General features: G+C 68.7%; 32 protein-coding genes and 2 tRNA genes. 30 read left to right on the forward strand and 4 right to left on the reverse strand.

Going from position 1 to position 24,115, the window contains the following annotated elements; translation table 11 throughout:
• Positions 1–66: 66 nt before the first annotated feature.
• Positions 67–738 carry a molybdenum cofactor guanylyltransferase gene (locus D8670_RS16180; RefSeq protein WP_121819153.1) on the reverse strand — a complete coding sequence of 224 codons (672 nt, stop codon included), beginning with the start codon at positions 736–738 and terminating at the stop codon, positions 67–69.
• Positions 739–767: 29 nt separating this feature from the next.
• On the opposite strand from D8670_RS16180, the gene D8670_RS16185 reads away from it, so the two are divergent.
• The 5 genes from D8670_RS16185 to D8670_RS16200 all read left to right on the forward strand — a co-directional run bounded on the left by D8670_RS16185 (position 768) and on the right by D8670_RS16200 (position 4,441).
• Positions 768–2,540 carry an aldehyde ferredoxin oxidoreductase family protein gene (locus D8670_RS16185; RefSeq protein ID WP_121819154.1) on the forward strand — a complete coding sequence of 591 codons (1,773 nt, stop codon included), beginning with the start codon at positions 768–770 and terminating at the stop codon, positions 2,538–2,540.
• Positions 2,537–3,373 (forward strand): DUF7124 domain-containing protein, encoded by an 837-nt coding sequence (locus D8670_RS16190; RefSeq protein ID WP_121819155.1) that lies wholly within the window; start codon positions 2,537–2,539, stop codon positions 3,371–3,373. The genes D8670_RS16185 and D8670_RS16190 overlap by 4 nt, the downstream gene beginning before the upstream one ends.
• Positions 3,374–3,441: 68 nt before the next feature.
• Entirely contained in the window at positions 3,442–3,936 is a 495-nt protein-coding gene (locus D8670_RS21350) for an ECF transporter S component family protein (RefSeq protein ID WP_193569406.1), read from the forward strand.
• The gene (locus D8670_RS21080; protein ID WP_162994326.1) at positions 3,933–4,070 is read left to right on the forward strand and encodes a hypothetical protein; all 138 of its coding nucleotides are present in this window, start codon (positions 3,933–3,935) and stop codon (positions 4,068–4,070) included. The genes D8670_RS21350 and D8670_RS21080 overlap by 4 nt, the downstream gene beginning before the upstream one ends.
• Positions 4,067–4,441, forward strand: coding sequence for a hypothetical protein (locus tag D8670_RS16200; protein WP_233752252.1), 375 nt, complete (start codon positions 4,067–4,069; stop codon positions 4,439–4,441). The genes D8670_RS21080 and D8670_RS16200 overlap by 4 nt, the downstream gene beginning before the upstream one ends.
• Before the next feature lie 13 nt (positions 4,442–4,454).
• Here D8670_RS16200 and D8670_RS16205 read toward each other — a convergent pair whose 3' ends face one another.
• The gene (locus D8670_RS16205; protein WP_121819156.1) at positions 4,455–5,687 is read right to left on the reverse strand and encodes a DUF7405 family protein; all 1,233 of its coding nucleotides are present in this window, start codon (positions 5,685–5,687) and stop codon (positions 4,455–4,457) included.
• 102 nt (positions 5,688–5,789) lie between these two features.
• On the opposite strand from D8670_RS16205, the gene D8670_RS21085 reads away from it, so the two are divergent.
• From D8670_RS21085 to D8670_RS21675, 6 genes are all read left to right on the forward strand, one after another.
• On the forward strand, positions 5,790–5,927 hold the full coding sequence (locus D8670_RS21085; protein WP_162994327.1) for a hypothetical protein: 138 nt from the start codon (positions 5,790–5,792) through the stop codon (positions 5,925–5,927).
• Positions 5,928–6,209: a hypothetical protein gene (locus D8670_RS16210; protein WP_121819157.1), complete on the forward strand. Its 282-nt coding sequence runs from the start codon at positions 5,928–5,930 to the stop codon at positions 6,207–6,209.
• On the forward strand, positions 6,202–6,435 hold the full coding sequence (locus D8670_RS16215; RefSeq protein WP_121819158.1) for a hypothetical protein: 234 nt from the start codon (positions 6,202–6,204) through the stop codon (positions 6,433–6,435). Before D8670_RS16210 ends, D8670_RS16215 begins: the two co-directional genes overlap by 8 nt.
• 78 nt (positions 6,436–6,513) lie before the next feature.
• Positions 6,514–6,990 carry an Lrp/AsnC family transcriptional regulator gene (locus D8670_RS16220; protein WP_121819159.1) on the forward strand — a complete coding sequence of 159 codons (477 nt, stop codon included), beginning with the start codon at positions 6,514–6,516 and terminating at the stop codon, positions 6,988–6,990.
• A 155-nt stretch (positions 6,991–7,145) separates the two neighbouring features.
• A complete protein-coding gene (locus D8670_RS16225; protein WP_121819160.1) occupies positions 7,146–7,379 on the forward strand; it encodes a DdfA family disk-determining factor in 234 nt (77 codons plus the stop codon).
• A gap of 8 nt (positions 7,380–7,387) precedes the next feature.
• Entirely contained in the window at positions 7,388–7,516 is a 129-nt protein-coding gene (locus D8670_RS21675) for a hypothetical protein (RefSeq protein WP_255459058.1), read from the forward strand.
• A gap of 160 nt (positions 7,517–7,676) precedes the next feature.
• On the opposite strand, the gene D8670_RS16235 is transcribed toward D8670_RS21675, so the two are convergent.
• Positions 7,677–8,303: a TorD/DmsD family molecular chaperone gene (locus D8670_RS16235; RefSeq protein WP_121819162.1), complete on the reverse strand. Its 627-nt coding sequence runs from the start codon at positions 8,301–8,303 to the stop codon at positions 7,677–7,679.
• Between the two features lie 2 nt (positions 8,304–8,305).
• Positions 8,306–10,432 carry a 4Fe-4S dicluster domain-containing protein gene (locus tag D8670_RS16240; protein ID WP_121819163.1) on the reverse strand — a complete coding sequence of 709 codons (2,127 nt, stop codon included), beginning with the start codon at positions 10,430–10,432 and terminating at the stop codon, positions 8,306–8,308.
• A 277-nt stretch (positions 10,433–10,709) separates the two neighbouring features.
• On the opposite strand from D8670_RS16240, the gene D8670_RS16245 reads away from it, so the two are divergent.
• The 19 genes from D8670_RS16245 (at position 10,710) to eno (ending at position 24,114) form a co-directional block, all read left to right on the forward strand.
• Positions 10,710–13,955 (forward strand): molybdopterin-dependent oxidoreductase, encoded by a 3,246-nt coding sequence (locus D8670_RS16245; RefSeq protein ID WP_121819164.1) that lies wholly within the window; start codon positions 10,710–10,712, stop codon positions 13,953–13,955.
• Positions 13,956–13,993: 38 nt separating this feature from the next.
• On the forward strand, positions 13,994–14,650 hold the full coding sequence (locus tag D8670_RS16250) for a 4Fe-4S dicluster domain-containing protein (protein WP_233752253.1): 657 nt from the start codon (positions 13,994–13,996) through the stop codon (positions 14,648–14,650).
• Entirely contained in the window at positions 14,647–15,237 is a 591-nt protein-coding gene (locus tag D8670_RS21555) for a hypothetical protein (RefSeq protein ID WP_233752254.1), read from the forward strand. Before D8670_RS16250 ends, D8670_RS21555 begins: the two co-directional genes overlap by 4 nt.
• A complete protein-coding gene (locus tag D8670_RS16260; protein ID WP_121819166.1) occupies positions 15,234–16,241 on the forward strand; it encodes a cytochrome b/b6 domain-containing protein in 1,008 nt (335 codons plus the stop codon). The genes D8670_RS21555 and D8670_RS16260 overlap by 4 nt, the downstream gene beginning before the upstream one ends.
• Before the next feature lie 73 nt (positions 16,242–16,314).
• The gene (locus D8670_RS16265; protein WP_121819167.1) at positions 16,315–16,845 is read left to right on the forward strand and encodes a DUF8215 family protein; all 531 of its coding nucleotides are present in this window, start codon (positions 16,315–16,317) and stop codon (positions 16,843–16,845) included.
• 97 nt (positions 16,846–16,942) lie between these two features.
• A complete protein-coding gene (locus D8670_RS16270; RefSeq protein WP_121819168.1) occupies positions 16,943–17,131 on the forward strand; it encodes a hypothetical protein in 189 nt (62 codons plus the stop codon).
• Positions 17,132–17,507: 376 nt separating this feature from the next.
• Positions 17,508–18,536 carry a GTP 3',8-cyclase MoaA gene (moaA, locus tag D8670_RS16275; RefSeq protein WP_121819169.1) on the forward strand — a complete coding sequence of 343 codons (1,029 nt, stop codon included), beginning with the start codon at positions 17,508–17,510 and terminating at the stop codon, positions 18,534–18,536.
• A gap of 161 nt (positions 18,537–18,697) precedes the next feature.
• Positions 18,698–18,782 (forward strand) — tRNA-Ser (locus D8670_RS16280).
• 93 nt (positions 18,783–18,875) lie between these two features.
• A complete protein-coding gene (locus D8670_RS16285) occupies positions 18,876–19,403 on the forward strand; it encodes a 30S ribosomal protein S13 (protein ID WP_121819170.1) in 528 nt (175 codons plus the stop codon).
• Entirely contained in the window at positions 19,403–19,927 is a 525-nt protein-coding gene (locus D8670_RS16290) for a 30S ribosomal protein S4 (RefSeq protein WP_121819171.1), read from the forward strand. The genes D8670_RS16285 and D8670_RS16290 overlap by 1 nt, the downstream gene beginning before the upstream one ends.
• 1 nt (position 19,928) lies before the next feature.
• Entirely contained in the window at positions 19,929–20,321 is a 393-nt protein-coding gene (locus D8670_RS16295) for a 30S ribosomal protein S11 (RefSeq protein ID WP_121819172.1), read from the forward strand.
• A 3-nt stretch (positions 20,322–20,324) separates the two neighbouring features.
• Positions 20,325–21,104 (forward strand): DNA-directed RNA polymerase subunit D, encoded by a 780-nt coding sequence (locus D8670_RS16300; RefSeq protein WP_121819173.1) that lies wholly within the window; start codon positions 20,325–20,327, stop codon positions 21,102–21,104.
• Between the two features lie 137 nt (positions 21,105–21,241).
• Positions 21,242–21,326 (forward strand) — tRNA-Leu (locus D8670_RS16305).
• Between the two features lie 26 nt (positions 21,327–21,352).
• The gene (locus D8670_RS16310) at positions 21,353–21,703 is read left to right on the forward strand and encodes a 50S ribosomal protein L18e (RefSeq protein ID WP_121819174.1); all 351 of its coding nucleotides are present in this window, start codon (positions 21,353–21,355) and stop codon (positions 21,701–21,703) included.
• Positions 21,700–22,137 (forward strand): 50S ribosomal protein L13, encoded by a 438-nt coding sequence (locus tag D8670_RS16315; RefSeq protein WP_121819175.1) that lies wholly within the window; start codon positions 21,700–21,702, stop codon positions 22,135–22,137. The genes D8670_RS16310 and D8670_RS16315 overlap by 4 nt, the downstream gene beginning before the upstream one ends.
• Complete coding sequence (locus D8670_RS16320; RefSeq protein WP_121819176.1) at positions 22,131–22,526, forward strand: 30S ribosomal protein S9; 396 nt, start codon at positions 22,131–22,133, stop codon at positions 22,524–22,526. Before D8670_RS16315 ends, D8670_RS16320 begins: the two co-directional genes overlap by 7 nt.
• A gap of 9 nt (positions 22,527–22,535) precedes the next feature.
• Positions 22,536–22,730 (forward strand): DNA-directed RNA polymerase subunit N, encoded by a 195-nt coding sequence (locus D8670_RS16325; protein ID WP_121819177.1) that lies wholly within the window; start codon positions 22,536–22,538, stop codon positions 22,728–22,730.
• A complete protein-coding gene (locus D8670_RS16330) occupies positions 22,730–22,912 on the forward strand; it encodes a DNA-directed RNA polymerase subunit K (RefSeq protein WP_121819178.1) in 183 nt (60 codons plus the stop codon). The genes D8670_RS16325 and D8670_RS16330 overlap by 1 nt, the downstream gene beginning before the upstream one ends.
• Positions 22,909–24,114 (forward strand): phosphopyruvate hydratase, encoded by a 1,206-nt coding sequence (gene eno / locus D8670_RS16335; protein ID WP_121819179.1) that lies wholly within the window; start codon positions 22,909–22,911, stop codon positions 24,112–24,114. Before D8670_RS16330 ends, eno begins: the two co-directional genes overlap by 4 nt.
• Position 24,115: the final 1 nt, after the last annotated feature.

Genomic DNA, 24,115 nt, shown 5'->3' on the forward strand with positions numbered 1-24,115 from the left:
ACCGTCTCCGCCCGCGCGAGGCCGTCCCGCACCTCGTCGATCCGCACGGTGACGTGCTCGCCCCAGTTACTCTCCAGACGATGCCTCGAAGCGCTGGGCGGCGGCCTCGAACTCCTCGTACGTGTTCAGGTTCTCGAAGGTGTCGAGCGTCCCGACCTCCCGGATCTCGTCCTCGTCCACGACGACGTAGTCGAGGTCGAACAGGGGTGCGACGATCTTGCGCTCGCCCGCCGCGAGCGCCTCCTCGCAGGCGTCGGCCATCGCGTCCGCGCGGTAGACGGCCTGCGTCGTCTGGAACCACTGGTCGTCCAGTTGCGGAACGGCGGCGTCGCGCCCCGCCGCCCGGTCGAACAGGTAGTCGACGACGGCGGGCTCGACGAACGGCATGTCGCAGGCGACGACGGCGGCGTACTCCGCCTCCGCCGCCCGCAGGCCCGTCCTGATGCCCGCCACCGGCCCCTCGTCGGGGTCGGGGTCCTCGGCGAACGTCACGTCGCGGTCGTACTCCGCCATCGCCGCCCGGATCGCGTCGACCTGGTCGGCGCGGCAGTTGACGACGAGCTCGTCGACCACGCCGGCGATCCCGTCCGCGACCCGCCGGATCATCGGCGTCCCGGCGAGGTCGGCGACCGCCTTGTCCTCGTCGCCGAACCGCGTCGACCGCCCGCCAGCGACGATCACGCCGGCCCGGCGTCCTGTACCTTCCGCTGACTTTCCCGCTGAGCTACGATCACTCATTAGACGTTCCGTTCCGTTTTTGCTGATAGATGTCACACCGCGCGCCTGCAGGGCTTCTCCGTGTCGACCTTTCGGACGGCACCGTTAAGAGCGAACGGGTCCCCGAGCGCTGGCGCCGCGACTACGTCGGCGGGAAGGGACTCGGCGCGCGCTACCTGTACGAGGAGCTCGACCCGGGGGCGGACCCGCTCGGGCCCGAGAACGTCCTGCTGTTCATGCACGGCCCGCTCTCGGCCGCGCTGCCGGGCGAGCCCCGGTACGCGGCCGTCACGAAGTCGCCGCTGACCGGGACCTTCCTCGACTCCTACAGCGGCGGCGAGTTCGCCGAGCGGCTCCGCGGGGCGCTCGGCGACCACCTCGGCTTGCTCGTCACCGGCCGCGCCGAGGAACCGGTTCGGATCGAGATCGAGGACGGCGAGGCGACCGTCGAGCCGACCGATTCGTGGGGCGAGGACGCCGTGGCGACGTGCGAGGCCCATCCGGACGCCGCGGTGGCCTGCGTCGGCCCCGCCGGCGAGAACGCCGTCGAGTACGCGACCATCGCCTCGGACGAGGCGAACCACCACGCCGGCCGCGGCGGGGCGGGCGCGGTCATGGGAGCGAAGCGGCTCAAGGCGGTCGTCGTCCGCGGCGACCCGCCGGACGGGGACGACTTCGACGACCTGCGGGACCGCGCCGCGGCGGCCTACGGCGACGCCGAGGTCGGCCGCTGGCAGCGCGCCAGCGGTACGGTCGAGTCCGCGGAGTTCGCGAACGAGGTCGGCGTCCTCTCGACCCGCGGCTGGCAAGAGAGCGGGTTCGAGGGGACCGACGCCATCGGCGTCGAGGCGGTCCGCGACGCCGCCACGGGCCGGGAGAACGAGGACGCGGACGTGCCGGGCGGGTTCCGCGTCGACACCGACGACGGCGAGTACGTCCCCCGCGGGGCGAGCGCGATGTCGCTCGGCGCGGGGCTGGGCGTCGACGAGTTCGACGCCGTGGCGGCGCTCGGCGAGACCTGCGACCGCCTCGGCGTCGACGTCATCAGCGCCGGGAGCTCGGTGGCGTGGGCCGTCCGCGCGAGCGAGACCGGCGCGATAGACCGCGAGTTCTCGTTCGGCGACGCCGAGAGCGCCCGGACGCTCATCGAGGAGATCGCCGGCCGCGAGACGCCGCTGGGCGACGCGCTGGCCGACGGCGTCGACGCCGCGGCCGAGCGCTTCGGCGGGGGCGACCTCGTGCCGACCGTGAAGGCGATGGAGCTACCGGGGTACGACCCCCGCGGTTCCCGCGCGATGGCGCTCGCGTACGCCACCAGCGACCGCGGCGGCTGTCACCGCCGCGCCCGCCCCGTCGAGGAGGAGGTGTTCGGCGACTGGTCGGACGGCGACCGCGTCCGCGCCGTGATCGCCGAGCAGGACCGCCGGTCGCTGGTCTGGAGCCTCGTCGGCGACGACTTCGGCGGCGAGGTGCTCGACGACCTGGCCGCGGAGTGGTTCGCCGCCGTCGGGCAGGACCGCACGCCGGAGGGCCTCCGGACGGCCGGCGAGCGGATCTGGACGCTGGTCCGCCTGTTCAACGTCCGCGAGGGGTTCGACCGCGCGGACGACGAGCTGCCGCCCGTGCTGACCGAGTCGGTTGACGACGCCGACGGCATCGACCCGACGGCGTTCGACGACCTCCTGCGGCGCTACTACGCGGCCCGCAGCTGGGACCGCCGCGGCCGCCCGACGAGGGCGCTGTGTGACAGGCTCGGACTGCTCGACACCGTGGACGACGATACCCCCGTCGCGGACGCTCCCGCGACTCCCCCAGAGCAATGACCGAACGGATCGATCTGGACGATGTCGACGCCGGCGAACCGGACGACGGAGACGAGTCGAACGAGGGCGACTGGATCTGGCGCGACGAGGGCGACGATGACGCCCCCGTCTCGACGCAGTCGGCGGCGGACGCGCCGGTCGGCCCCTCGTCTGCCGGAGACGGCGCTGCCGACGACGGTAGCCCGTCATCGGACGAGGAGGATGCCCCGACGCCGTCGAAGCCCGCGTCGAGTGAAGGCGGGTCGGCCGATGCCTCCAACGCCGCCGACGCGAGCGGCGAGGCCCGGGTCCCCCACGTCCCGCGTGAATCGCACGGGAGTCCAGCGGGGATCCCCAAGGAGACCGGCGGGGCCGGCGCGGGATCCGGCTCGGGCGGTCAGGGGACCGAGGCGTCGAACGACGCGGGCGGCACTGGCGCCGAGCCGCCGGAATCGGCGGCGAGCGGCCCTCACGGGGGCGGCGTCGACGAGATGGCGACGGCGTTCACCTACGAGGCGCTGAAACGGCTCTCGAACCCCGCGGCCGCCGTCGCCGACGCGAAGCGCTGGTCGGACTGGATCGGTATCGTGGGGGACGTGCCCGCCCACGTCATCGGCACGTTCCAGCGCGAGCACGGCATCGACGCCGACTTCTTCAACGGGACCGGCACCGGGCCCGGCGAGCGGCTGGCCGGGATCGACGAACACTCGATGTTCTACTCCGAACGCATGGTCGTCGTCGGCGTCGCGGGCGAGGAGCCCATCGCCGAGGAAGCCGGCTGGGAGTTCGTCCCACTCGCCGACGCCGCGGCGAACGCCGGGTGGGACGCGGAGGCAGGTTCCGAAAGGGACTGAGACTGATACATCGAGGCGCGGAGGGGTTGGTCAACCGTTTTTGGCGTCGGCGTGGGAGTCACTAGCGCATGACCAACCGATACGCTGTCCGGCAGCATCCGGTCCTCACGGCGCTCGTGTTGCTGGTCGGGGCGTGGCTGTTCCTCACCGTCCTGAACGTGTTCACGTCGATGGGCGCGACCGGGCCGTTCGAGGGGTACATCGGGCACACGCCGGCGAGCGGGTGGGTCGGGCTGGCGGTGCTCCTCGCCGCGCTCGGCTTCCTCGTCGTGGTGTACGGCGAACTGGGCGAGTCGGGGCCGCTACCCGACACCTTCCCGCCGGACGAGTCCGCCGAGCGCGGTCACGGCGGCGGGCGCGAGCACCACCACACCCAGCGCTCCGAGCGGATGGCGTCGGCCCGGACCGACCGGACGGAGCCGCGGACGTACTACGAGTGCCAGCGTTGCGGGACCGTCTCCGAGTCCGACGAGGCCATCGAGGAGCCGCACACCCGCTACTGCGGCGTCTGCGAGGCCGAGACCGAGTGGGTGCCGGCGAACGAGGAGGGCCGGCGGGAATGACGTACTACGAGTGCGCCGAGTGCGGCCACATGGAGCAACTGCTGACCGAACAGGTGCGTCCCTGCCCCGTCTGCGAGAAGCCGCGAGCCTTCGAGCCGGCGTTCGCCGACGACGACGCGGGGGTGTCGTTTTGACGCTCTCGTTCGAGCCCGGCGACCGCTTCATGGAGGCGGTCGACGAGTGGAGCGACGAGCGGATGACCGACGCAGAGAGCGCGATGGAGACGAAGGCCGAACAGGCGCTGCTGGAGGTCGAACACCTCGTGAGCGGCGTCGACGAGGTCGAGTTCGAGGTGGAAGGGACGACCGTCCACCATCACCCGACCCCTGACCTCCGCGAGTTCCTCGACGAGCAGGCCGCGGAGACCGGACTCGACCCCGAGCGGATCCTGAAGCTCCACGTCGATCTGTACGCCCGCGTCTTCCTCGAAGGGGACATGGCGGGGCCGCCGGGGGGACCGACGGGCGGTCCGGCGGGCGGCCCTCCCGGCGGGCCCCCGACGTGACCGCGTCGGCCGCTCAGAACCCGGGCAGCGCCCGGTACTCCCGCGTCGGGACGTAGAAGTTCGCCCGCGATCGGACGGTGATAAACTTCAGGATGCCGTTGTTGTCCGTGTCGCGGACGCGCTCGCTCTCGTCGCGGACGTACCAGCCGTTCATCGCCTTGCGCGTCTTCTCGAAGTCGTCGAGCGACGCCTGAAAGGAGAGGAAGTGGACGCCCGCCCGGCCGCCGTCGACGGTGTTGAAGTCTCGCCGGAGGACGATCGGTTCCCCGTCCTCCCGGACGCGGGCGACCTTCTCGTGGTGGCCGACGACGTCGTGCTCGCTCGCGTGCTCCGGGACCGCGTCGCTGAACGGGACGGTGTCGGTGAACCCCTCGACGTCGTCGGCGTCGAACTCGGGGGAGAACATCCGGGCGACGCGCTCCTCCTCGTCGAACGCGTCGAACCACCGCGTGAGCGACTGCGTGAGGTGGCTCAGGTGCATGGTCGTCCCCCCGCCGTAGGGACCGTCGTCGATGGTGACACGGTCCTCGCTGGCCTGCGTGCCGCGCAGGCCGGAGCGAAAGCCCATGAACATCCGGTCGCCCTCGGACAGCGGGGGATCCTCCGGGATCCCCTCCGCGCCGGTGTGTTCGACCGGCAGCCCCTCGCCCACGAACCCCGTCCGGCGCCCGACGGTCGAGAACGCGTCGCCGAGCTTGTCGTCGACCGGCACGTCGCCGATCGAGTCGCGGTTCCCGACCATGGCGTTCTCCGCGGCCCCGAGGTGGGAGGGAACGTCGCTCGACAGCACGAGCGCGGCGTCGATGTCGAGCAGGTCGGGGTCGTCCGTCCGCGAGAGTACCTCGGGGCGGCGGACCGGGACCGCGTCGAGCGCGCCGACCCGCTCGAAGTAGCCCGGCCCCCAGGCGAGGAGGTGGAAGAGCCCGCTCGGCGACCAGTCGAAGGCCGCTTCCAGCGCCCGCATCGCTCGCTCTATCGTCCGCCCAGTCTCGACCGACGGCGACGCCTCCAGGTCGAGCAGCAGGACGCGGTGGTGGCGGGGAAGCAGCGGGTTCCCGTGGTCGTCCTGTCTCACGTACGCCGACTGGGCGTGCTGTCGGTCGGGGAGGACGTCCGCGTGCGGGTTCGGGTCGAGGTCCAGATCCGTCTCGGACCGGGAGGCCGCGAGCGGGTTGGAACACCCCGCGAGGCCGACGGCCCCGGCGATGCCGGCGAGCTTGCCGAGGAGGGCGCGGCGCCGTTCCATGTGGATCGGTATCGTGTACCGTGTTCCGGCTAATAAGCGCGTCGTGTGTCCGAAAGCCGAGGGCTGGAAGCGTTTAAGCGAATTCGGGGCCACACTGGGATTATGTTACACGCTAGCAGTGGTCTCGCTCGCGCCGAGCTCCCGCTCCCGCCCGACGTCGCCGTGGCCGTCATGCTCGTCGGCGCCGTCGTGTGCGGCATCATCGCCTACGACGCCTATCGCCACCACTGGAGGGCCTGAATGTCGGAGCGAACCGTCGACCGCGGGCGCCGGCGCTTCGACGGGGCGACGCTGCACGGCTACCTCCGGCTGGTCGTCTACACGCTGGCGGCGCTGCTGGCGTTCGCCTTGCTCGCCGTCGGTACGGTCGCGATCATCGCCGAGCTGAAGGGGACGTGGCACTGGGCGATCCACCTCGAATCGACGGTCAGCTACGTCGGTCTGTTCATCTACTACCTGCTGTACGCCCTCGTCCCGCTGTTCGGTCTCCTGCTGGTCAGCCGGTGGTGGGTCGATGCGTAACCTCGCCCGCGTCTGTCGCGCCGGGACGATCCTCTCGGGGGCGGCGCTCTGTCTCGTCGTCGCCACCGTCGGCGCCGTCGCGTTCGTCGCCGAACTGCACGCCACCTGGACGTGGTACTTCCGGATGGAGCGGGCGATAGAGACCGCGACGCCCGTCGCGATGTGGCTGCTCGCCACGTCCGTCGCATTCCTCTTCGGGACGGTCGCGACGGCGGAACACTCGTAACGGGGCGCGCGCCGCCAGTCCCGTTCGCGTGACAGGACGGTAAAGGCCCATTCGTCTCGGCGCCGAACGACGGGTACCATGGAGCCGCCAGACCTCGACGACGTCGACCGCGGTATCCTGCACATGCTCCAGCTCGACGCCAGAAACAACTCCGCATCGGTCATCGCCGACGAGGTGGGCGTCGCACCGAACACCGTCCGGAACCGCATCGACCGCCTCGAAGCGGCCGGCGTGATCCGGGGGTACCACCCGCACATCGACTACGAACGGGCGGGATTCCAGCTTCGCGTCGTCTTCGTCTGCACCGCACGCGTCGCGGAGCGGGGCGACCTCGCCGACCGCGTTCTGGACGTCGAGGGCGTCGTCGGCGTGACGGAGATCCTCTCGGGAACCGAGAACATCCTCGTGGAGGCCGTCAGCGACACGACCGACGACCTCACCCGGATCGCGGCCGGGCTGGAGGACCTCGGCCTCGAGATCCGGGACGAGCGCTTCGTCAAGAACGCCCGCGTCCAGCCGTTCGACAACTTCGGCGTCGACGAAGCCCGGGAGTGATCCGACGGCGCGAAGACGAAAGGCGGCCGACAGCACTGCGCGATCGCGCACTCACTCGATTGAAGATTTGCGCAGTGACGGCCACATTTTCCTCGTGTAACCGGCACTGATTCGGAAAATATTATGTCGGACCGCAACTTGCCTGCGGCCGTACTATGCCTGCACTGCAGCGGGGGACTAACGACAACTACGTCTACTCCGTTCTCCAGAGTATCGCTGCCGACCGGGGGACCGATCCGACGGAACTGCCGCCGCTCACGCGCGCCGTCGACCCCGACGCGCTGGAACGGCTCCTCGATTCGCCCGGGACGGCGTCCGTCACGTTCAGCTACTGCGGGTACGAGGTGACCGTGACCGGCGACGGCGGCGTCTCGCTCAACGGCGACTGACCGCGCCGATGCCGACGAACATCAGGTGTCTGAACTGCGGGTTCGTCGTTCTCGGCTTCGAATCGGCGTCGCTCCGCCCAGTCGACGGCGACGAGTGTCCCGAGTGTGGCGGCGATTCGTTCGAGGTCGCCGACTAGTCACTCCAGTTCCGCCAGCCGCTTCAGCGACTCCTGTTTCGTCTCGCGGTCGACGGGCTAGGGCGTACCGTCCTTGCCGCCGTGAGCGTAGGCGTACTTCGCCGGGTCCTCGCGCGAGCTTTCGGCGTCGAAATTCGGCACGGCCTTGCGACCGACCGTATCAGGAGACCATCTGCGCCGCGAGTTCGTCCTCGAACGCGACGAGGCCCTCGGCGATGCCGGCGGCGGCGAGATAGAGGTCCTCGTCGGTCTCCTCGCGCACGTCCGCGGCGAAGTCGTCGATCCACCTGAGGAGGTGCTCGTCGAGGAACACCCGCTCGTAACCGAACGCCTCGACCTCGCCGTTGCGCTGTCGCCGGACGAGGTTCCGGAGGAAGCCCAGTTCGACCGCGACGAAGTCGTTCTCCTCCGGGTAGTCCTCCGGCGGCTCCCACCCGACGGCGGCGTAGCTCTCCTCGACCTCCGCGAGCCCCTCGCCCACGAACTTCGTGTCGTCCCGGTAGTGGGTCTCGTGGGGGACGACGAGGGGGCGCGGCCCGACGAACAGGCGGGTGTACTCGCCCGCGAGGTCCTCCCGCAGGGCGTCGGCCGGGCGGTCCGCGGTCCGCTCCGCGAACCGTTCCAGCGCGTCGAACCCCTCGTCGAGCGCGGGGTTGACCTCGTCGTCGGGGACGGTCACCTCCTCGGCGAGGTCGGCGATGAACGCCTCCGAGGGAACGTCGCCGAGGGCGTCGATCGCGAAGTCGAGCAGCTCGATCCGTGCGTCGTAGAGTGCGTCTGTGTCCATGGTCAGGCGCCGTCGAACAGCAGCTTGGGTCGGCAGTCGTTGCAGTACTCGAACACGCTATGCTCGGCGTTCGGCGCGAGGCCCGCCACCTGGTCGCCGACCTCGGACTCCACCTTCTCGGCCGACTCGACGCTGGTGAACTCCCGGCCGCAGCGGACACAGGCGAGCATCTCGCCCTCGTAGACGGTGGTCCAGCCGGGGTCGAGGTCGACGAGGCCGTCGCGGTTCTCGGGCAGCAACGAGAGGTCGAGGCCGTCGCGCATCGTGATCGCCGACTCGGGACAGCCGTCCTCGCAGAGGCCGCAGTTCACGCAGCGCTCGTGGTCGAACTGCAGGTCGCTGCCCTCCCGCCGGATGGCGTCGGTCGGACAGAGGTTCGTGCAGGTCGGCGTCAGCGCGCAGGCGTCGTCAGAGACCTCCATCCGGCCGAAGTTCTTCAGGCCGCGGATCACGTCGCGCTCGGGGTCGACGTGGTCGAGGATCGCCCGCACGCTCTCGAGCGCCCACGAGTGGTTGTCGAACGGGGGCGTCGCCCGCCCGTCGTCGACGTCGCCCGACGCCTCGTAGCCGCCCGCCGGCACCGGCGACTCGCCGACCCCGTCGACGAACGACGACAGCGAGTCGACGAACTCGTCGGGGTCGGTCGGGTCGGGCGCGAGGAACGTCATCCGCTCGCCGAGGCCGAGGTCCCGGCAGGCGGCGTTGACCCGCTCGACGAGTTCGGCCTTCGGGTCCGGCCCCGAATGCAGGCAGCTCCCGCCGCAGCCGACGACCGCGACGCCGTCAGCGCCCGCTGCCAGCGCGTGCAGCGCGTGCGCCTCGCCGACCGTGTCCGTGCAGTTCACGCGCACCGGGAGGACCGGCGGATACTCCAGGTCCCGGCCGGCGGCCGAGAGGCGGCCGTACTCCCTGAGCGCCTCCTCGGCGGACTCCGAGCAGACGAACGCGACCACCTGCTCGCCGATGGGGTCGCCGCCGCCGAGCAGCCCCCCGGTGTCGGGGGCCTCGACCAGCGTCTCCACCTCGCGGGCGATGCGCTCGTTCGAGGGGTCCCGCAGCTTGACCGCGCCGGTCGGACACGAACTCGTGCACGCGCCGCAGTCCTGACAGGCCACCGGATCGAACTCGACCTCGTCGATCCGCGGGCGCGCGACCGCGCCGTGGGGGCACGCCTCGACGCACTCGTTGCACCCGCGCTGGCTCGACGCGCCCGACGCGCAGACGTCCATGTCGATGTCGAGGTGATCGGGCTTCTCCACGCCGCCGAGCAGGCGCTCGACGGCGGCGACCGTGCCGGCGTCGACCGGCCCCGTGTAGAAGCCGATGCGGCCGCCACGGTCCTTCGATCGGGCGGCCGGATAGATCACCTGGTCGGCCTCGACGGTCCGCTCGACGCCGCCCATCTCGATGGCGTCCGTCGGACAGCAGTCCGTCCACTCGCCGTCGGGCGCCTCCGGCGCGATGTCGACGGGTTTGCGGGAGACGAGCCCGTCCGGCCCCTCGCGGACGCACTCCATGCAGGAGATGCAGTCCTCGGTGACGCGCGCTTCCAGGGTGAGCTCGAACCCGCCGTACTCGCCGCCGACGTGCGTGACGCGCCCCCGCTCGACGTTCACGTCGTCGAGGTCGACGTCCGCGCCGGCGTACTCCCCGCCGTTGGCGATCAGCGTCACGTCGGCGTCCCCGGCCAGCGCGCTCGCCGTCTCCGCGTCGCCGACGACGGCGACCCGGTCGCCGGCCTCCCGTGACACGCTCCGGGAGATCGGTTCCTCCTGCCGGCCGGCGTACCTGGCGTTCAGCATCCGGCTGGTCTTCTCGGTCGCGGCCGCCTCGTCGTGAACCCATCCCGCGCCTTCGCGGTGGTCGACGAACGCGACCGCCTCGGGGTGGAGTCCCTCCTCCTCCGCGAGCCGGCGGAACCGCTCCTTGCAGCCGTCGTCGACGGCCGTGACGAGCAGCTCGTCGAGGTCGTACTCGTCTATCACGTGCGCCACTTTCCGCAGGCCGTCGTCGCCGCAGAGCCGGCTCGAACTCGCCGCGACGTCGACGCCCTTTACCCCCTCGCGTGCACCTTCCAGGTCCACGCGACACGAGTCACCGCAGGAACAGACGAAGGCCCCCGTATTCATTGCCCACCATGGTAGGGCGCGGCGAGGGAAGTGTGTTAGCACTGTTCGGCACAGGGACAGGTATCTCATCGGGAATCAACGTCCGCGATCGATAACTAAGAATTTAGATTTTTGAATATATGTGCTCTTTATCACGCTTATCGGGGAAAATAACCGTGTTATAACGTCGGTTAGTTGGACTCTTGACTAACACTCTTTGCGTTTCCCGTGGATCATCTTACGTCATGCGCACAGATACCAAGACGATCGGTACGGCGACCGAACGGAGTGTCGGCCGGTGAGCGGCGAACCGGTAACGCTGGACCTCGACAGGCGCTCGTTCATGAAGGCGAGCGCGCTGGCGGGCGCCGTCGCGATCGGGGGCGCGACGACGGGCCAGGTCCTCGGGCAGGAGGAAGAGGACGGCGGCGACGAGGGAGAGACGCCCGACGGCGCGCTCGGGAACACCGAGACGGTGAACTCCGTCTGCAACTACTGTGCCGTCGGCTGCGGGTTCAAGGGCGAGCGCAAGGGGAACGCCTTCGTCGGGCAGGAGCCCTGGTTCGAGAACCCCATCAACAACGGCTCGCTCTGCGCGAAGGGCGCGAGCATCTACGAGACGGAGCACTCGCCCAAGCGCGTCAAACACCCGCTACAGCGGGTCGACGGCGAGTGGCGAAAGATCACCTGGGAGCAAGCGTACAACACGATCACCGAGGAGATCGAGCGGATCTGGAACGAGTACGGCCGGGACAGCATCTACTGGCTCGGCAGCGCGCACCACTCCAACGAGGAGGCGTACGCGCTCCGGAAGCTCATCTCCTTTATGGGGACGAACAACGTCGACCACCAAGCCCGCATCTGTCACTCCCCGACCGTCGCCGGCCTCGCGAACACGTGGGGCTACGGGGCGATGACCAACACGATCAACGACTACCGCAACTACGACCTGGACATCATCATCGGGCAGAACCCGGCGGAGGCCCACCCCATCGCGATGCAGCACATCCTGGAAGGCCAGAAGCGCGGGGGGACGATGATCGTCGTCGAACCGCGGTTCACAAAGACCGCGGCGCACGCCGACCAGTTCTACCGACTGCGGTCGGGGACCGACACGGCGCTGATGCTGGGGCTGATCAAGTACCTCCTCGACAACGACGCGCTCGACATGAACCACATCGAACAGCGCGTCAACGGGTGGCCCGACGTCGAGGCCGAGGTGGACAACTACGACCTCGAAACCGTCTCCGACATCACTTGGCTCAGCGAGGAGGCGATCCAGGAGATCGGCGACCTCATCATCGACAACATGCCCAACGTCCAGATCGAGTGGGCGATGGGCGGTACCCAGCACACCAACGGCACGCAGAACATCCGCTCACACGCCATCACCGCGCTGGCGACCGGCGGTATCGGCCGCGCAGGCGGGGGCCTGCAGGTGATGCGCGGGCACGCGAACATCCAGGGGACGACCGACCTCGGCCCGAACGCCCACATCCTGCCGGGGTACTACTCGGTCACCGACGCGTCGACGTGGCGGTACTGGGCGCACGTCTGGTCCCAGAGCCCGTACACCGACGGCGAGATCTCCTACGAGGACATGTACGAGAAGTTCGACCACATGCCGGAGGACCTCTGGGAGGAGCAGGCCGGCGGGGGCGACTCGATCATCGGCGACCCCGAGAACCAGGAGGACGTCACCTCGATGATGTTCCAGAGCGGGCTCACCGTCTCGCGGTGGTACGAGTCCGCGCTGGACCAGGAGGACCGGCTGCTGGAGTCGAAGCTCTACCAGCCCGAGAAGACGAAGATGGCCGTGTTCTGGGGGCACTCGGCCAACTCGCTGACCGAGATGGACCGGATGAAGCAGGCGATGGAGGAACTCGACACGCTCGTCGTCGTCGACATGTTCCCGTCGGTGGCCTCCGTGATGGCCGAGCGCGACGACGGCGTCATCTTCCTGCCCTGCGCCAGCCCGTACGAGCATGCCGGCAGCGTCACCAACTCCCACCGCTCCGTCCAGTGGAAGGAGCCGATCCGACCGCCGGGACACAACACCCGGCCGGACCTCCAGATCATCCAGCAGCTCGCCGACCGCATGGGCTTCGGCGAGCACTTCAACTGGGGGGCGGGACCGGAACTGTACAACGGCACGGAGTCCTACGAGGAGGTACTCAGGGAGATCAACCTCGGCGTGCGCACCATCGGGTACCAGATGTCGCCCGAGCGCCTGCAGTCCCAGCAGGAGTACGACGAGGTGTTCAGCGAGGAGGACCTGGAGGCGAAGGCCGGGCCGCACGAGGGCGAGTACTGGCAGCTGCCGTGGCCCTGCTGGGGCGAGAACCCCGAGGGCGACGTCCCCGACCACCCCGGGACCCCGATCATCTGGCGGGATCGGATGGACCCGCGCGAGGGCGGTCACGACTTCCGCGCCCGGTGGGGTTCGGAGGCGCCGGGCCCCGACGAGTGGGAGGACATCCGCGGTCAACGGGGCTATCCGAACGAGGAGTACCCGCTGCAGGAGACGTACGACCAGCAGGGCGACGACGGGCTGGACATGCTCCGCGGCCCGTACGAACCCGAGTGGTGGGACAGCGAGGTCCGGGGCGTCCCGCAGTATCCCGGATTCGCGAACACGATCCCGCGCGACCCCACGAACTCCAGCCACATGGCGGGGCCGGTCCGGTACGCGTTGAACCCCGACCGGTCGGCGTACGAGGCGGCGCGGGACTTCCAGGACATCTTCCTCGGCAACATCGACCCGTCCGAGTACGAGCAGTACACCAACTCCCAGCCCGACCCGCCGACCGGGCGCGGCCGGGCGCGGGGCGTGGCGTGGAACTTCTACGACCCGGTGCCGATCCACCGCGAACCGGTCGAGAGCCCGCGCCAGGACCTGATCGACGAGTGGCCCGCGTTCGGCGCGCAGACGAACCTCTACCGCCTCGACCAGAACAACCAGGCCGTCCAGCAGGACGCGACCCAGCGGGCCCACGAGCAGGGGTTCGACCTCGTGATGACGACGGGGCGGCAGGTCGAGCACCAGGGCGGCGGCGCGGAGACGCGGAACAACGTCTTCACCGCCGACCTCCAGCCGCACATGTACGCGGAGATACACCCTGACGTCGCCGAGGAGATCGGCGTCGACGGCGGCGACCTCGTCGTCGTCTCCACCACCAACCGGGGGTCCGTCCTCGTGAAAGCGCGCGTCACCTACCGCGTGGACCAACGGGAGGTGTTCCTGCCGTACCACTGGGGCGGCGTGTTCAAGGGGAAGGACCTCTCCGACCGCTACCCCGACGGCCTCGAACCGCTCGCGATCGGCGACAGCGTCAACATCATCACCGCGCCGGGGTACGACTCGGAGACCCAGATGCAGGAGACGAAACCCGCGCTGGTGAAGGTGAACCAGGCGACGGAGGACCTGCTGAACGAACTGAACATGGACACCCACCTGCTCAACGAGGGGTTCCCGCAGGACGAGAGCGGCCTCGGCCAGCAGAAGACGTACGACGTCCGGGACCGCCCGTCGGATAGCCACTGACAATGTCATCTAACCAAGAATCCCAGGACCGCGAGGTGATGCGACAGAGCGTCTTCAGCACCGGCGAAGGGACGCGTATCTTCCCGGACGTGGAGGCCTGTATCGACTGCGGCGGCTGCTACGTCGCGTGCAAGCGCACGTGGGACGTGCCCCGCGACGACCAGCGGATCTCGATCTCGACGATGCTGGAGGGGCAGATGGCACAGCCGCCCGAGAACAACCCCAACAGCGGGACGGCGATGAGCGAGGGGCAGGACCCGGGCGAGACGAGCATCCCGATGCAGTGTTACCACTGCGACAACGCGCCCTGCGTCTCCGTCTGTCCCACCGACTCGCTGTTCAAGAACCCGGACAACGAGTTCGTCGAGGTGCGCGACGACCTCTGTATCGGCTGCCAGTACTGCCTCTCGGGGTGTCCGTTCGGCGCGCCGCAGTTCCCCGAGTCCGACGACGGCGGCGCGCAGATCGCAGGGAACGGCGGCGTCATGGACAAGTGCACCATGTGCGAGGAGCGCCAGCTCGAGACGGGGAAGGGGCCGGCCTGCGCCGAGGAGTGCGCCACCGACGCCATCCTCGTCGGGACGGCCGACCAGATCTCGGAGGAACTGGACCGCCGCGGCGAGGCCTCGTTCTTCAACGAGGCGGCCCTGGAGATCATCTTCGGCGAGGAAGACGCCAGGGTGTTCGACCGATGAGCGGCGCGGGCGACGACCGGAACGGCCGGGACGAGGACGCCGACCGCCCGCCCGACGATGAGCGAGTCGCGACCGACGATCCGTACGACGAGCGCGAGCCGGTACGCGAGACGCCGGAAGAGTCCCGGGAGCGACAGAGCCACTATACGGACCCCGACAGCAAGCTCACCGACCGACTCGCCGTCCTCATCAGCGCCGTCGTCGGGCTGGTCGTGACGGGGCTCGCCTACTGGTGGGCGCAGGGGTTCGCCGTGTTCACGGAGAACCTGTACCGCGTCCAGCCGACGATCGAGGGTGGCGGCATCGGTTCGGACTGGAACGCGGGCAACACCGACCCGGCGCTCGACGCGCTGATCGCGCTCATCCACGCGGTCGACGTCATCGCGGGCGTCGGGATCCTGGTGATGGTGTTCCTCCACTGGACGGCGTTCCGACGGCTCGCCGCGCAGATGCGCCAGCCCGGGGAGCGCCGCTCGGACGCGGTCGCCGCGGACGGTGGTCAGGCGTCGTCTGCCGACGCCGGACCGCGGTCGACCGGATCCGACGGCGGAGCGACCGACGCCGATAGCGGAGGTGAGGCCGGATGACCAGCCTCGACCACGGCAAGTTCACGCGGGTCACCACCGTCTTTCACTCGCTGCTGGCGCTCGACGTGTTCATGCTGTTTTTCAGCGGCTACGCCATCATGTTCAACGACGAGCTCTGGTGGCTGGTCGAGGCGCTGGGCGGGTCCATGGGGGTGATCGCCGTCCACCGGATCGCGGGCCTCGGCCTGATCACGCTGACCGTGTTCTGGATGACGCTGCTGATCATCACACCCGGCGGGCGGGACAACTTCGGCGCCGTCCTGCCCGGTCGGGACGACATCGAGGCGGCGATCCAGGACGTGAAGTTCGCGCTGGGCTACGCCGACGAGCGCCACCCCAACGCCCGCCAGTTCGCCGGATACAAGGCCGACGAGGTGCCCCTGCTGTCCTACGTCGGCAAGGGGGTCGTCTGGATCTTCGCGGTGGAGCTGACGCTCTTGATGATCACGGGGCTGCTCATCTGGAGCAAGACCGGCGTCATCAGCCTCTTCACGACGAAGGCCTCCGCGATGGCGTTCGTCGCGTTCCACGGCTTTCTGGGGATCGTCATGCTGATGGGCGTGATGTTCCACATCTTCGAGCACGGCGCGCACCCCGCCTTCTACCCGGTCGAGATGAAGGCGTTCCTGCCGAAGGACGTCACGCCGGAGTACCACGCCGAGGACGAGGACCACGACACGACGGGGATCGAGAACCTCGAACTCTCCCCGACGTGGAACTGGGCCGCGAACCTGCTCGGCCTGCTGGTGGTCGTCGGCATCGTCAGCGTGCTGGTCGGCAGCATCTTCGACGAGACGTACCCGATCCCGCGGGAACTCGCCGTGGGCGGCGGCCCGACGAACCTGCTGCTCACGATCGGCATCAACGTCGGCATCCTCGTGCTGTTCATCGGCCTCGTGCTGTCGATGTACGGCAACGTCATGCGGCGCCGCTACGAGCGCCAACTGGCCGAGGAGCGCCGCGCGACCGCCGCGGACGGGAGCGGCGAGACGAGCGACGACTGACTGCCGCTACCCGGTTTTTCGCGCCCTCTATCGGGTCAGAAGTACTAATTCCTCTGATGCGATACTTGTCGGTATGGGCCACCGCGACCGCCCTGAGCGTCCGCCCGGGCGCGAGACGCGGCCGGCGTACTCGCGAAAGCGGCGGACGTGGTACGGACACGGACAGTTAGCACGGACCGAACTCGACGAGACCGGCCGATTCATCCACGACACGCTGCGACTGTCGGCCGACGTCTTCCTCGGTAGTCTCCCGGTCCTCCTCTTCGTCATGCTGGCCGGCGGTCTGGACGTCTACGGACCGCGGACCGCGCTGCTCGCCGCGATACTCGCGCTGACGCTCGCCGGTACGGCCGTCCGCGGCGGCTGGATACCGCCGCTCGCGACGAGTACGCTCGGCTGGGTCGCACTAACTCCGTCGCTCGTCGCCCTGCGAGTCGTCTACTACAACTTCACGCTGGGCGTCGCGGCGTACGGCGGCGTGGCGGTCGCGACCGCAGTCGAAACCCCGCCCGTCTCGCTCGCTGTCGCCGTTCTCGTCGGCGTCGTGGCGGCGCTCTCGTTCCCGCGCGTCGCCGAGACGACGGCGCGGACGCTCGACCGGTGACCGCGGCTCCGATCCCTGCTTGTTCCTCCGAAATGGTAGGTTTCAGCCCGTGACACGCCGCGTCACGCTTTACTGGCTCGGCGTTCGACGGTAGCGTATGGTAGGGGTCATCTACGATATCGCCAGCGTCATCGTGCTCCTGATCGCCGTCGCCGGCCTCGCGTACGCGATCGGTATCACCGGATCCCCGGGGACCGACGACACGAACCCACGGTGGTCGGGCCTGCTGGTGACGCTGCTCGTCGCGGTGTTCTTAGCAGCGATGATCGGCCCGCTCGTGATGTGAGCGCTCGGCGAGACCGGCCGGTCGCGGCCGCACCGCGACGCCGCCGAGCCTCCGGCTAAAATATATTCTTATAACATATTCCCGCCGATATCTCCTCGTCGGTCGCCTCGTGGAGTTCCGAGAAGGGAGCGTCTCGTCGGTCACCCGTCGCCGTCGACTAGCGCTCGCAGCACGCGCAGGCGAGTCTCGCTGCCGAGCACTTGGAAGGCGTCCCTCGGAGCGTCCGCCTCGCGGGGATCGGACATGCGTGAGAGTCACTCCCCCGCTGGTAATAAGCCCTGTCGTGCGTCGTCGCGCCCGATTCCGTAACCGGTACCGGTTACGAAAGCGCGAGACGGACGGCGGATTTAATAACTCGTAGTCACGACTCTGATGCATGCTCGAGGACGGGTTCGGTCGGGAAGTGACGGGCGTCCGCGTGTCGTTGACCGACCGGTGCAACTTCGACTGCGTCTACTGCCACAACGAGGGGCTGGGGGACACCCGCGGCCCGATGGACCCGCAGGACGACGAGATGACCGCCGACGACGTCGTCCGCTTTCTGGAGGTCGCCGCCGAGTTCGACGTCGACTCCGTGAAGTTCACCGGCGGCGAGCCGATGCTCCGGCAGGACCTAGAGGAGATCATCCGCCGCACGCCCGACGAGATGGAGGTGTCGATGACGACCAACGGCACCTTCCTGCCCGGCCGCGCCGAGGACCTGGTGGACGCGGGCCTCGAACGCGTCAACGTCTCGCAGGACGCGCTCGACCCGGACGACTTCGCCGAGGTGACCAAAAGCGGCGCGTACGAGAAGGTGCTGGAGGGCGTCGACGCCGCGCTCGACGCCGGCCTCGACCCCGTGAAGCTCAACATGGTCGTGTTCGAGCACACCGCCGGCTACGTGCCGGAGATGGTCGAGCACGTCGCCGAGAACGACGGCCTCCAGCTCCAGCTCATCGAGTACATGCCCGAACTCACCGGTCGGCCCGAGTGGAACATCGACATCCAGCGCGTCCACGACTGGCTGGCGGAGCAGGCCGCCGAGATAGAGCGCCGCGAGATGCACGGCCGCCGCCGCTACTGGGTCGAGGGCGACGCCGACGCCGGCGAGGCGGGGGCCGGCGAGGCCGCGGCGACCGACGGGGGGCGAAACGCCGGCCGCGGCATGGTCGAGATCGTCGACCCCGTCGAGAACGCGGACTTCTGCGCGAACTGCCACCGCGTGCGAGTCACGCACGAAGGATACCTCAAGGGGTGTCTCAACCGCAACGACGACCTCCGCTCGATGGGCGAGATGACCAAGCCCGAGATCCGCGAGGCGTTCCGGGAGACCGTCGAGAACCGCGTGCCCTACTACGGCGAGTACATGGTCAAAGACGATGACGGCGACTGGGTCGTCAACGACGAGTACATCGGCGCGTAGCGGGCGCGACCGCCGGTCGCTCCCCGCCTCTCGGTTTGCCGCGCAGTCACTGGGGCCGATACTTTCGTGACGCTTAAGTACCCTCCGCGGAGTAGAATTGGATGCAATACGCTGTAGGGGTGCGGTACCCCGAGTCCGGAAGGGCGAAGATAGATACGCGAGTCGTGGTAGCCTAGCCTGGCCCAAGGCGCAGGGTTGCTAACTCTGTGGCGTCAAGCCTCCGGGGTTCAAATCCCCGCCACGACGTCGTTTCCGAACCGGACTTCCGGTTCGCGAGGGGCTTGCCCCCGAAACCATCGAAGCGTTTTCGACGCTTCGACCCCGACAACGATACCAGCTATGAGTGCAGAAGAACCACAGGACGAACCCGAAGACGATGAGGATCTTCGGTACTTCGTCCGCATCGGGCAAACGGACCTCGATGGGACGAAGACCGTAGAGCGATCCCTCATCGAGATGAACGGCATCGGGCGACGAACGGCCCGCATCATCGCCGAGGAGGCCGACGTCAACCGCAAGGCGACGTTCGGCCGCCTCGACGACGACGAGATCGACCGCGTGGTCGAGCAAGTCGAGAACTACGCGGACGCGGTTCCCGAGTGGCTCACCAACCGCCGGAACGACTTCTTCTCCGGCGAGTCCACTCACGAGACCGGCAACGACCTCTCGATGACGCGCCGGCAGGACATCAACCGCATGAAGATGATCAGCTCCTACAAGGGCGTTCGCCACAACCGCGGACAGAAGGTCCGCGGCCAGCGCACGAAGTCCACCGGTCGTACCGAGGGGACCATCGGCGTGAACGTCGAGGAGATCCGTGAGGAAGAGGCCGAGGAAGCGGCCGCCGAAGAGGGTGGTGAGGAATAATGCCCCTCGGAAGCAAAACGAAGGCCTACGAGACGCCGAATCACCCGTTCCAGGGCGAGCGCATCGCCTCGGAGCACGACCTGGTCGGCCGCTACGGCCTCAAGAACAAGGAGGAGCTCTGGCGCGCTCAGTCCGAACTGCGTTCCTACCGCCGCGAGGCGCGTGCGCTGCTCGGTCGCGCGCAGGGCGACGCCGAGGCCGCCGCGAAGCGCGGCGACGAGTTCCTCGCCCGCCTGAAGCGCATCGGCGTCCTCGACGAGGAGGACGGCCTCGACGACATCCTGTCGCTCGAGATCAACGACGTGCTGGAGCGTCGCCTCCAGACCGTCGTCTACCGCAAGGGCCTGGCGAACACGCCCGAGCAGGCGCGACAGTTCATCGTCCACGGCCACGTCGTGGTCGGCGACGGCCGCGTCACGCGACCGTCGTACAAGGTCGACGTGGACGAGGAGCCGGACATCGCCTTCGACGAGACGAGTCCGCTCGCGGACGAACTCCACCCCGAACGCGCGGAGGAACAATAACATGAGCGAATCAGAAGACGGCAAGTGGGGCATCGCCCACGTGCACGCATCGTTCAACAACACCATCATCACCGTCACCGACCTGACGGGCGCGGAGACGGTCGCCAAGTCGTCCGGCGGCGCGGTCGTCAAGCAGAACCGCGACGAGGCGTCGCCGTACGCGGCGATGCAGATGGCCGAGACCGTCGCCGAGGAAGTGCTCGCGGCCGGCGTGGAAGGCGTCCACGTCCGCGTCCGCGGCCCCGGCGGCAACCTCCAGAAGAGCCCCGGCCCGGGCGCGCAGGCGACGATCCGAGCGCTCGCCCGCGCCGGTCTGGAGATCGGCCGCATCGAGGACGTCACGCCGATCCCGCACGACGGGTCGCGCGCTCCCAAAGGAAAGGGCGGATTCTAACCCATGGCAGAGGACTACGACGTTGAGTTCATCGAACGCGAGGACCGCTCCGCCCGGTTCCTCGTCCGGGGCGTCACGCCGGCGTTCGCCAACGGCATCCGCCGGGCGATGATCGCCGACGTGCCGACGCTCTCCGTCGACACCGTCCGGGTGATCGAGAACTCGTCGGTCATGTTCGACGAGCAGATCGCTCACCGGCTCGGGATGGTGCCGCTGACCACGCCGGAAGGCGAGTTCGAGGAAGGCGACCAGGTCACCCTCAGCATCGACGTCGAGGGACCGAACACGGCCTACTCGGGCGACATCGTCAGCGCCGACCCGCAAGTCGAGCCCGCCGACGACAACGTCCCCATCATCGACCTCAAGGACGACCAGCGGCTCGAACTGGAGGCCGAAGCGGTGCTCGACACCGGCAAGAACCACGCCAAACACCAGGGCGGCGTGGCGGTCGGCTACCGACACCTCCAGTACGTCGAGGTCGTCGGCGACGCCGACGAGTTCGAGGAGCAGGAGCCGCACATCCTTCGCGGCGTCCTCGAAGAGCGCGCGGCGGAGCACGCGGACGCCGACGCGACCAACGGCGACCTCGTGCTGACCGAGGAGTTCGACAACGACCTCTCGAAGCGCTACCCCGGCAAGGAGGTCGAGGTCCACGACGTGCCGAACGCGTTCGTGTTCCACGTCGAGACCGACGGCTCGTTCACGGTCGAGGACCTCGTCACCCGGTCGGTCGACACGATCGAGGACCGAGCGGCGGAACTCCGCGAAGCAGTCCAGCTATAGAGTACAGATGAACCTTCACACCAGTTCCCTGACGGCGGCTCGCTCCGGCGAGAGCCGCGGTGCCGTCTTCCGATCGGCAACCGAAACTGGTTTGAAGGGCCACGAGAAAGACATCAATGCCCGCAAGGGTGCGACGTGCAGGGATAGCCAAGTTAGGCCAACGGCGCAGCGTTCAGGGCGCTGTCTCGTAGGAGTCCGCAGGTTCAAATCCTGCTCCCTGCATCACTTCTTCCATCAGGAGGTACGTTATGAGTAAGACAAATCCGAGGCTGAGCAGTCTTGTCGCCGAGCTGAAATCGGTGGCGCGGGATGCGGACGCGAACGTCTGGAAGGACGTCGCGGCCCGCCTCGAGAAACCACGCCGAACGCACGCCGAGGTCAACCTCGGCCGCATCGAACGGTACGCCCAGGAGGACGAGACGGTCATCGTCCCGGGCAAGGTTCTCGGGAGCGGCGCACTCCAGAAGAGCGTCACCGTCGCCGCCGTCGACTTCTCGTCGACCGCGGAGACCAAGATCGAACAGGTCGGCGAGACCATCGATCTGGAACAGGCGATAGAACAGAACCCCGAAGGTAGCAACGTGCGGGTGATCCGATGAGCATCGCAGAGTTCGAGGCCGACGTCGTCGTGGATGCGCGCGACTGCATCCTCGGCCGCGTGGCCAGCAAGGTCGCAGAGGAAGCCCTCGACGGGCAGCGCGTCGCCGTCATCAACGCGGAGGACGCCGTCATCACGGGCGACGAAGAGAACATCATGTCGAAGTACCGGAAGCGTCGGGAGCTGGGTTCGGACAGCGGGCCCTACTACCCGAAGCGACCGGACGAGATCTTCAAGCGGACCATCCGCGGCATGCTCCCCTACAAGAAGACGCGCGGCCGCGAGGCGTTCGAGAACGTCCGCGTCTACGTGGGCAACCCCCACGACCGCGACGGGGAGATCCTCGACGGCACGTCGCTGGATCGGCTGTCGAACATCCGCTTCGTCCACCTGGGCGACGTCAGCGAACAACTGGGTGCTAACGTCACATGGTAACCAACACGAGCGGCAAGAAGAAGACCGCCATCGCCCGCGCCACCGTGCGCGACGGCGACGGCAAGGTCCGTATCAACTCCCAGCCGGTAGAGCTGGTCGAACCGGAACTCGCGCGCCTGAAGATGCTGGAGCCGTTCCGCATCGCCGGCGACGAGCGCGAGCAGGTCGATATCGACGTCCGCGTCGAGGGCGGCGGCATGAGCGGGCAGGCGGACGCCGTCCGCACCGCGATCGCCCGCGGCGTCGTCCAGCACCTGAGCGACGCCGAACTCCGCGACGCGTTCATGGAGTTCGACCGCTCCCTGCTGGTCAACGACGTCCGGCAGTCCGAGCCCAAGAAGTGGGGCGGCCCCGGCGCGCGGGCCCGCTACCAGAAGTCCTACCGTTAAGGTGATAGCATGATGGTACCTGTCCGGTGTTTCACGTGCGGCAACGTCGTGGGTGAACACTGGGAAGAGTTCAAGGCGCGCGCACGCGAGGGCGACGAGGACCCCGAGGCGGTCCTCGACGAGCTCGGCGTGGAGCGTCACTGCTGTCGCCGGATGATCGTCTCGCACAAGGACCTCGTCGACATCGTCTCCCCGTACCAGTAATGGCTCAACACGAACGCTTCAGCCGGTACGAGAAGGCCCGAATCCTCGGCGCACGAGCGCTGCAGGTGTCGTACGGCGCGCCCGTGCTCATCGACACCGACCAGACGGAGCCGATCCTGATCGCAGCCGAGGAGTACGACGAGGGCGTCCTTCCGTTCACCGTGAACAGGGATATGCAATGACGCTCATCACCAGCGTTCGCCTGCGCCGCGTGCTCGACTCCCGCGGGAACCCGACCGTCGAGGCCGACGTGCTCACCGAGAGCGGCGGCTTCGGCCGCGCGGCGGCCCCGTCCGGGGCGAGCACCGGCGAGTACGAGGCGATCGAGCTACCGCCGCAGGAGGCGATCGCGAAGGCCCGCGAGCTCGCCGTCCCTCGACTGGAGGGGCAGGTGTACGCGGGCAACCAGCGCGACGTCGACGCCGCTCTGCGCGGCGCGGACGGCACCGACGACTTCTCCGAGATCGGCGCGAACAGCGCCGTCGCGATCAGCATGGCCGCCGCGAAGGCGGGCGCCGACGTGCTCGGCGCACCCACCTACCAGCACCTCGGCGGCACGTTCCGCGGGGAGAACTTCCCGACGCCGCTGGGCAACGTCATCGGCGGCGGCGAGCACGCCGCGGACGCCACCCACATCCAGGAGTTCCTCGCCGCGCCGGTCGGCGCGCCGAGCGTCTCCGACGCGGTGTTCGCCAACGCGGCCGTCCACCAGGAGGTCGCCGAGATCCTCGACGAGCGCGGCGTCCCCGCCGGCAAGGGCGACGAGGGCGCGTGGGCCCCGTCGATCGACGACGCGGAGGCGTTCGAGATCATGGACGAGGCCGTCGACACCGTCGCCGACGAGTTCGGCTTCGAGATCGGCTTCGGCCTCGACATGGCCGGCGCCGAGCTGTACGACGCCGACGAGGACGGCTACGTGTACGGCGACCGCGTCCGCGACACCGACGAGCAGATCGACTACGTCGCGGACCTCGTCGACGAGTACGACCTCGTCTACGTCGAGGACCCCCTCGACGAGGACGACTACGAGGGCTTCGCCGAGCTGACCGACAGGGTCGGCGACCGGACGCTCGTCTGCGGCGACGACCTGTTCGTCACGAACACGGAGCGCCTGCAGACGGGCATCGAGGAGGGCGCCGGCAACAGCATCCTCATCAAGCCCAACCAGATCGGCACGCTGACAGACGCGTTCGACGCCATCGAGCTGGCGGGCGAGCACGGCTACGACTCGGTCGTCTCGCACCGCAGCGGCGAGACGGAGGACGCGACCATCGCACACCTCGCCGTGGCGACCGACGCCCCGTTCATCAAGACGGGCACGGTCGGGGGCGAGCGAACCGCAAAGCTGAACGAACTCATCCGCATCGCGGACGACGCACTGTAAC

This window comes from Halostella limicola, from assembly GCF_003675875.1.
In the GTDB taxonomy this organism is placed as follows: domain Archaea; phylum Halobacteriota; class Halobacteria; order Halobacteriales; family Natronoarchaeaceae; genus Halostella; species Halostella limicola.